The following is an 8022-nucleotide window of genomic DNA, read 5'->3' on the forward strand; positions in this document are numbered from 1 at the left end:
TTACGTTTCCAATCTTCTTGCAGTGCGAGTGTTTGGCATCGCCAAGCACTCACACCTATCGGTTGTTCGTGTTGTTAAAGAGCAGTGCCTATCCGCTTGTTTCGTTTGCGGCGTCAGCTGAGGAGGCGAAATATACGCAGCTTGCCAACGATGGTCAACACCTAAAACCGGCAATATCCAGCACGAACGCCCAAGTGTTTGATTTTAAATAAAACAAATTTCACCTGCACAGTAAAAAACAAGCTGAGAGATAATAGCGGCCTCAAGACTGGAGATTATTTTGTCAGCACCAACCTGGATTTTCGACCTCGACAATACCCTGCACAATGCCGATCACGGCATCTTTCCGCATATCAACCTATTGATGACCCGCTATATCATGCAACATCTGCAAGTCGACGAAGCAGAGGCCCACAGCTTGCGTAACCGGTATTGGCAACAATACGGTGCCACGCTGAAAGGACTGGTCAAACACCATGGCGTCGACCCGCACCATTTCCTGCACACAACCCACCCTAGCGAACACTTCGCTACGATGCTGCACTACGAGCCTTGCCTCGAATCGGTGCTGGCCCGCTTGCCCGGCCGCAAGATCCTGCTTTCGAACGGGCCGCAGCACTATGTGACAGACCTGCTATTGCGCCTGGGCATCTCGCACCACTTCCGTGCGCATTATGGCGTGGAGCGACTGGACTTTACCCCCAAACCGGATCCGGCGGCCTTTCGCAAGGTTCTGGTCAACGAAGGACTGCACGCATCAAACTGCATCATGGTGGAAGACAGCCTGCCCAACCTGAAGACGGCAAGACTGCTGGGGATGAAAACCGTGTGGCTGTCACACGAGGCACGCCGCCCGAACTATGTAGATGCACGCATCCGCTCGCTGCGGGAACTGCTACGCCTGCGGCTGTTTACTGCCCGCTGATTGCCACAACAAACCGGCCAGCACCACACAGGCGGCGTAAGGCCATAGCTGCGATAAAAAGGCGACCAGCGCATTCATATTGGCCAGATGTCCGTAGTGCCAGCGAAACAGAGACAGCATATCCGCATCACTACGTGCCAATGGCCATAGCGCAACCAGCGCCTGCGTCCCTAACAGCGCCAACAGCGCCACAACTGCCTGCAGCTTTTGGCCAAAACGCGTCACCAGCCATACCAGCAAGAAGCCGGCCGACAAGCCGGTCATGACGTATTGGTTGATCCATTCGAAAAAAGCCATGGGCTTGAGCAGAGTACCGGCAGCCAGTACCTTGAGAAACCACGCCAAGACCAGAGCGATGGTGATGGCGCGGGCGGTATAGCGGCGCGATGCCAGAAACGTCGTAATGAATAACAGAAATGCGGTCAGGTTCAGCATCACCCCGCCGGCTTCGACCAGCAGCAGGAATAGCATGGGGTTTGCCATCGGCGAAATAAAAGGCTGCGGCAAACCAATAGGCCGCACCACCACACCAAACAGCGGTATCGAAGGATCAAGCTGGGTCACAAACCACACCACAATCAACACGACCGCATAGTCAGCCATACTCTCGTGCCGGAAATAACGCTGCCGCCTCTGCCATACGCTGTGCCAAACACGCCGAAACCCGGGGCTCACCGCCAGCGTCGCCCCCAGCACTGCGCCAGCCATGTTGTACAGCATATCCAGATTGGACGAGACCCGCATCGGCAGAAACTGCTGGCCAAATTCGACTAAGAAGCTGACCAGCACAGACAGCACCACCGCCAGCAGCCAACCCCATAGCCGGTGGCGACAAGTCAAGGCGAGGGCAAAACCCAGTGGAAGATAAATCAGGAAATTAACCGCGTTATCAAACAGGCGGAAATAGTAGGGCAAGGGATAGCTGACGAACTCGAGCAGCGGCTGGCCGCTATAAACCCAGTCGGTAAACGGATAGAAGCTGGAAAAAACAATCACCACAAAGGTGATCAGGGCCGTGTACTGGGCCACATGGGAACGCTGGGCATTGGCCACGTCATGCAAAGCCTGATGGATGGATCACGCAAGCATACCTAGGCCTAGGTACAAACTTCAAGCCTGCAGCAGGAAAAATCCTGCCGCAGGCCTATACCAGCAAGCTGGCGACAGACAACAGGTATCACTTCAGCTTGATTTCAGCCCATAAGCGATTGAGCTCGCGTCGCTGACGACTATTGAGATCTTGCAACTGCTGCAAACGCGGCATATCCGCCTTGGTCGGAAACACAGCGGGTGATTTGGCGATTTCTTTATTGATAAAAGCCAACGATGCCGCATTAGGACTACCTGTCCCCATACTATTGGTCAGCTCGGCACCATTCTTGCCGTCAAGCATGAAGTTGATGAACTGATAGGCCAGATCTTTGCGTGGTGCATCTTTCAGTACCACGAAGTTGTCGACCGACATGGTATTGCCTTCTTTCTGCAAGCCATAGTTGACGACAAACGGGCGCTTGGCCTTTCTGGCGTCTTCGCGCGCCTGAACCATATCGTTGGAGTAACCCATGGCCACCACCATATTGCCAACGGTGAGTTCCTTGATGTAGCTCTGGTTATTGAAGGTTGCCCAGTAAGGCTTGGCCTTCAGAATAAGATCCCGCGCGGCCTTCCAGTCGGCAGGGTTCACCGAGTTGGCAGGCTTGCCCAGATACATCAAGGCAGCGGCAACCAGTTCGCGTTGCGAATCCAGCACCATCACCTTGCCCTTGATCTTGGCCAGAATGGCGGGGTCAAAGATCAACGCCCAGCTATTAGCCTTATCGGCAATACCCAGCTTTTTCAGCGCGGTCTCGTTGTAGCCCAGCACCGTCGTCGTCAACGAATACGGCAAGGAATACTGATTACCCTTGTCAAAGAAGGCATTCAGATAGGCCGGGTTCAGATTTTTGGCATTGGCGATTTTACTCTTGTCCAGCACCGCAGCCTTGCCCTGCCCTATCAGGGCCTGTACGGCGTAACCGGTCGGCACCACGATATCGTAACCCTTGGCACCGGCTGCCATCTTGGCCAGCATCTCTTCGTTATCGCCGTAATAGTCCTGTACCAGACGGCACTTGCACTGCGCCTCGAAACGCTTAGCGGCTTCGACAGACAGATAATTGTTCCAGTTATACAGATGCAGGGTATCGGCAGCAAAAGCCGGAATGGCGGTAAATAGCGCGAGCGACAACAGCAGTTTTTTCATGATTTTCCCTGCAACAACAGTGGTAATGAAATGGGGAAACAAGCAAACGGCCGGCAATCCACCGGCCGCTACCATCAGTTTTCGCCGCGCAAAGAGCTGGGCGACACGCGCGATGCGATCAAAATCAATACCAGCGTCAACAGCATCAGCAAGCTGGAGACAGCATTGACCTCGGGCGTGACCGCAATCTTGATCATCGAATAGATTTCCAGCGGCAGGGTCGAAGACCCCACACCAGCGGTGAAGAACGTAATCACAAAATCGTCAATCGACAGGGTAAAGGCCATCAGCGCGCCGGCGATAATACCCGGGCGGATAACGGGCAGCGTCACCAGGCGGAAAGCCTGAAACGGGCTTGCGCCCAAATCGCGCGCGGCTTCGATCAAGCTCTCGTCCATGCCCTGCATGCGCGCCTTGACCACAATCGCGACAAAGCCGATGCAGAACGCCACATGCGATAGCAAAATCGTAAACAGGCCCAGTTCGAGTATGCCCAGCACCTGATTGACCATCACGAAGAAGATCACCAGGCTGACACCGGTCAACAACTCGGGAATCGCGATCGGGGTCAGCACCAGAAACGGCAGAATGCGCAGCTTGTACTTGTGCATCGCCACCCCGGCCAGCGTACCCAGCAAGGTCGACAGCAAGCTTGCCGCAACGGCGATCATCAGCGAGTGCCAGGCAGCGGTCAGCATTTTTTCATTGCTGAACAGCTGCTCGTACCAGCGGAAGGTAAAGCCCACCCACTCTGCGTTCAGCTTGGAATCGTTGAACGAGAACACCACCACAATTACCAGTGGCAGATACAGGAACAGATAGGTCGAAATCGCCGAAGCCCATAGCCAGACGGATTGCTTTTTAGCCACGTTTCACCCCTCCCCTTGCCACCAAAGAACCCAGCGCGGCAATACCCAGCACGCCGATGGTCAGCATGATCGACAGCACGGCACCAAACGGCCAGTCACGCGTATCCAGAATCTGCTGCTTGATCAGGTTGCCTATCATGATCGAATCGGTTCCGCCCAGAATATCTGGGATGGCGAACATGCCCAGCGCCGGAATGAACACCAGCGCCGAACCGGCAAAAACCCCGGGCAAAGACAAGGGCCAGGTGATTCTCCAGAAACGCTGCCACGCACTGGCACCCAGGTCCTGCGCGGCGGCCAATAGCGACATATCGTGCTTTTCCAGATTGGCGTACAGCGGCAACACCATAAACGGCAGATGCACATACACCATCCCCACGATCACCGCGAAGGGTGTAAACAACAACTGCAAGGGCTCGAAGCCCATGCCGGTCCATACCCAGTTAATGGCCTTGGTAAACGCCGACTGCGGCCCGAGGATAATCATCCACGCGTAAATACGGATCAGGAAGTTCGACCAGAACGGCAGAATGACCAGCAGCAGCATCAAATCGCGGTACTTTTTCTGCGAACGCGCGATCAGCCATGCCAGAGGGTAAGACATCAGCACGCATATCAGCGTAGTCAGGCCGGCATAGCCTGCCGACTTGAGAAACAGCTCGAGATAGATCGGCTCTTCCACGATGCGCTGGAAGTTTTCCAGCGTCAGATCCCATACCAGCCGGCCTTCTTCGATGTTGTACATCGGCGCCAAGCCGCCGTAGTCACCCGGAAAACGGAAAGCCGCTACAAACATGATCCCGGTCGGAATCAGGAAAAACAGCACCAGATACACCAGTGGCGGCCACGACAGCAACCACTTGCCCAGTCGGTTTTGCGGCGTCATCAGCGGCCTCACTCTACGAGGAAGCAACCGGCGTCAAAACGCCAAGCCACTTCCACTTCATCGTTATCATCAAAGAACTTGGCCACGCCCGGAATATTGTTCGGCAACATGGTCTCTATCATCACGCCCTCGGCCACCTCGACGATGTAGATGGTCACATCGCCCAGATACAGACAGTCATGGATGCGGCCCTTGAAATAGGCCTCGTCCGGCAGATCCGGCAACTCCTTGTCCAGCTTGATCTTTTCCGGACGCAGCGCCAGCCAGCCTTGCTGGCCGGCCTTTACCCCGGCCACCGCCAGTGTTTTCACCTCGCCACAGCCCTTGATATCCACGGTCATGGTATCGCCATCCACAGACTTGACCCGGCCTTCCAGCACATTGCACTGGCCGATGAAATCGGCAACAAAGCGGTTCTTCGGGTTGCCATAGATATTCTCGGGAATATCCAGCTGCTCGACCTGACCATTGCTCATCACCGCAATCCGGTGGCTCAAGGCCAAAGCCTCGCCCTGATCGTGCGTGACATAGACAAAGGTAATGCCGATTTCCTTTTGCAGCTTGATCAGCTCCAGCTGCATTTCTTCACGCAGCTTGGCATCCAGTGCCGACAAAGGCTCATCCAGCAGCAGCAGGCGCGGGCGGTCGACCAGAGCGCGGGCAATCGCCACGCGCTGACGCTGGCCACCGGACATTTCGTGCGGGTAACGCTTGCCGAATCGGGTCAGGCGCACGTCTTCCAGCAGCTCATCGACTTGTGCATCGATCTTGTCTTTGGCCCAGCCGGCCATCTTGAGCGGAAAAGCCACGTTCTCGCGCACGGTCATGTGCGGGAACAGCGCATAGTTCTGGAATACGGTATGCACCGGCCGTTTTTCCGGCGGCACCTGCGACATATCCTTGCCATCAAGCAGAATCTGGCCCGAATCGGGCTGCTCGAAACCGGCCAGCATGCGCAGCAAAGTCGTCTTGCCGCAGCCGGAAGGCCCCAGCAAGGTAAAGAACTCGCCTGCCTCTACAGACAAGCTGACGTTGTTGACAGCGGTGAAGTCATCGAACTGCTTTACAACGTTGCGAATTTCAAGGAGAGCCATGAATCTTCCCCGCCCATAAAAAAGGGCGCAATTGTAGCAAAAAACCCCCCCGGTGAAAGACAAAATTGCCCTGATAATTCAAGACCTCAGCGCATTTTCTTGATCAGGAACAAACGTCGCCGCCACCCGCGGGCCAAGTAGCTATTTTTGCTGAACAAAATCAGCCACTCCCCAAATAGCCGGCCACCTGCCTAAGCGGCTTTGATGCGAAGCCTCGGAGCATCAAAGCCGTGCAACAACTGCTTTCATATAGCCCACCCTGCCGTTTTCTACCCGAACACAAGACATGCTGCCTTCGGCACCATGCAAAAAGGCGCCCCTCGGGACGCCTTGTATTTTTTGGCTGTCGTGCAGTTTAGAACTTGGTACCGATACCCAGACCGAACACCCATGGGTTGATCTTGAGCGTACCGAGATTGCCCAATGCTGGATGGGTTACGTCAGTTTTGATCCAAATTTTCTTCACATCAACGTTGACGAAGTAGTCCTTGTTGATCGCATAGTCGGCACCAATCTGCAGCGCGCCACCCCAGCTGTTCCTGTCGATTTCCAGATCATCAGCACCATACTTCAGGTCATTGTCGTAGAAGCGGGTGTAGTTGATACCGGCACCAACGTATGGGCGGAAAGCTGCTTCCGGCGCAAAGTGGTACTGCAGGGTCAGGGTCGGTGGCAACACAGACACTTTGCCCAGCGATGCACCACCAGCGGTCACCTTGTGACGGGTGGTACCCAGAATCAGCTCGGCACCAATATTGTTGGTAATCATATAGGTGAAATCCAGCTCTGGCGCCCATGCGCTGTCAACACCGACATTCAGCGCATCCAGCGTCTTATTAACAGACTCATCCGGGCTAACGTTGATCACGCGGAAGCGCGCCAGAATGTCGCCCTGAGCGGCGAAAGCAGGGGCGGCCATGGCGGCGATCAGAGCGGCAAGTGCGATTTTTTTCATCATTGTTCTCCAGTACTGGTTTCTTGTTTGCGTTTAAAATTCGTGACTCACACGGCTTTCTGTCAGACTTCTGCCGGCCCATGTTGCAGTGCGTGTCGTCAAGGCAGGAAAATATCAAAGCCAAGGTCGTGAAACTTTGAGCCAGATCATGAAAAGAACATAAATATGAAAAAGCCATATAAAGACCTGCGCGAATTCATCGCCCAGCTAGAAGCCGATGGCAAGCTCCAGCGCATCGCCCATCCGGTCTCCCCCAAACTGGAAATGACCGAAATTGCCGACCGGGTACTCAAGGCCGGCGGCCCGGCCTTGCTGTTTGAAGCGCCAGAGCAAGACGGCCAGCGCTACGGCTATCCGGTACTGGCCAATCTGTTTGGCACACCCGAGCGTGTGGCGCTGGGGATGGGCGCGAGTAGCGTCGCGGCCTTGCGTGAAATCGGCCAGACACTGGCTTATCTAAAAGAACCGGAACCGCCGCGCGGCCTGAAAGACGCATGGGACAAGCTGCCGCTACTGAAGCAGGTGCTGGCGATGGCGCCCAAGGTGGTCAGCAAGGCACCGTGCCACGACATTGTCTGGGAAGGCGACGAAGTCGACCTGGAAAAGCTGCCTATCCAGCACTGCTGGCCGGGCGATGTGGCACCGCTGATTACCTGGGGGCTGACCGTCACCCGTGGCCCGAACAAAAAACGCCAGAATTTGGGCATCTACCGCCAGCAGGTGATAGGCAAAAACCGCGTGATCATGCGCTGGCTGGCACACCGCGGCGGCGCACTGGATTACCGCGAATTCTGCCAGCAGCACCCGGGCCAGCCCTACCCGGTGGCGGTGGTACTGGGCTGCGATCCGGCGACCATACTTGGCGCCGTCACCCCGGTACCGGACACCCTGTCCGAATATCAGTTTGCCGGTCTGCTGCGCGGCAGCCGCACCGAACTGGTCAAGTGCTTAGGGTCGGATCTGCAGGTACCGGCACGTGCCGAGATTATCCTCGAAGGCCATATCCACCCCGACGACACCGCCATGGAAGGCCCGTACGGCGACCACACCG

At 55.8% G+C, this 8022-nt stretch carries 9 protein-coding genes; 3 read left to right on the forward strand and 6 right to left on the reverse strand.

The features are described from left to right. Positions 1-212: hypothetical protein (locus ACRC1E_RS01150; RefSeq protein WP_438513275.1), on the forward strand; the 212-nt coding region annotated here is incomplete at its 5' end. Between the two features lie 68 nt (positions 213-280). Beyond that, a complete protein-coding gene (locus tag ACRC1E_RS01155) occupies positions 281-925 on the forward strand; it encodes a pyrimidine 5'-nucleotidase (protein WP_438513276.1) in 645 nt (214 codons plus the stop codon). Here ACRC1E_RS01155 and ACRC1E_RS01160 read toward each other — a convergent pair. The 6 genes from ACRC1E_RS01160 to ACRC1E_RS01185 form a co-directional block, all read right to left on the reverse strand. Then, entirely contained in the window at positions 896-1978 is a 1083-nt protein-coding gene (locus tag ACRC1E_RS01160; protein ID WP_438513277.1) for a VanZ family protein, read from the reverse strand. The genes ACRC1E_RS01155 and ACRC1E_RS01160 overlap by 30 nt on opposite strands. Positions 1979-2102: 124 nt before the next feature. After that, on the reverse strand, positions 2103-3167 hold the full coding sequence (locus ACRC1E_RS01165) for an ABC transporter substrate-binding protein (protein WP_438513278.1): 1065 nt from the start codon (positions 3165-3167) through the stop codon (positions 2103-2105). 74 nt (positions 3168-3241) lie between these two features. Next, positions 3242-4036: an ABC transporter permease gene (locus ACRC1E_RS01170; RefSeq protein WP_438513279.1), complete on the reverse strand. Its 795-nt coding sequence runs from the start codon at positions 4034-4036 to the stop codon at positions 3242-3244. Further along, positions 4029-4922, reverse strand: coding sequence for an ABC transporter permease (locus ACRC1E_RS01175; protein WP_438513280.1), 894 nt, complete (start codon positions 4920-4922; stop codon positions 4029-4031). Before ACRC1E_RS01175 ends, ACRC1E_RS01170 begins: the two co-directional genes overlap by 8 nt. Positions 4923-4930: 8 nt before the next feature. Next, positions 4931-6016, reverse strand: coding sequence for an ABC transporter ATP-binding protein (locus ACRC1E_RS01180; protein ID WP_438513281.1), 1086 nt, complete (start codon positions 6014-6016; stop codon positions 4931-4933). 355 nt (positions 6017-6371) lie between these two features. Beyond that, on the reverse strand, positions 6372-6971 hold the full coding sequence (locus ACRC1E_RS01185; protein ID WP_438513282.1) for an OmpW/AlkL family protein: 600 nt from the start codon (positions 6969-6971) through the stop codon (positions 6372-6374). Between the two features lie 165 nt (positions 6972-7136). Between ACRC1E_RS01185 and ACRC1E_RS01190 the strand changes: the two genes are divergently transcribed. Beyond that, positions 7137-8022: UbiD family decarboxylase (locus ACRC1E_RS01190; RefSeq protein ID WP_438513283.1), on the forward strand; the 886-nt coding region annotated here is incomplete at its 3' end.

Origin of the sequence: Craterilacuibacter sp., assembly GCF_051659485.1 — a bacterium.
GTDB lineage: Bacteria > Pseudomonadota > Gammaproteobacteria > Burkholderiales > Chromobacteriaceae > Craterilacuibacter.

Excerpts from the sequence above, each read along its gene's own strand:
- ACRC1E_RS01165 (WP_438513278.1), bottom strand. The coding sequence starts at position 3,167 with ATGAAAAAACTGCTGTTGTCGCTCGCGCTATTTACCGCCATTCCGGCT.
- ACRC1E_RS01175 (WP_438513280.1), bottom strand. The coding sequence starts at position 4,922 with ATGACGCCGCAAAACCGACTGGGCAAGTGGTTGCTGTCGTGGCCGCCA.
- ACRC1E_RS01180 (WP_438513281.1), bottom strand. The coding sequence starts at position 6,016 with ATGGCTCTCCTTGAAATTCGCAACGTTGTAAAGCAGTTCGATGACTTC.
- ACRC1E_RS01185 (WP_438513282.1), bottom strand. The coding sequence starts at position 6,971 with ATGAAAAAAATCGCACTTGCCGCTCTGATCGCCGCCATGGCCGCCCCT.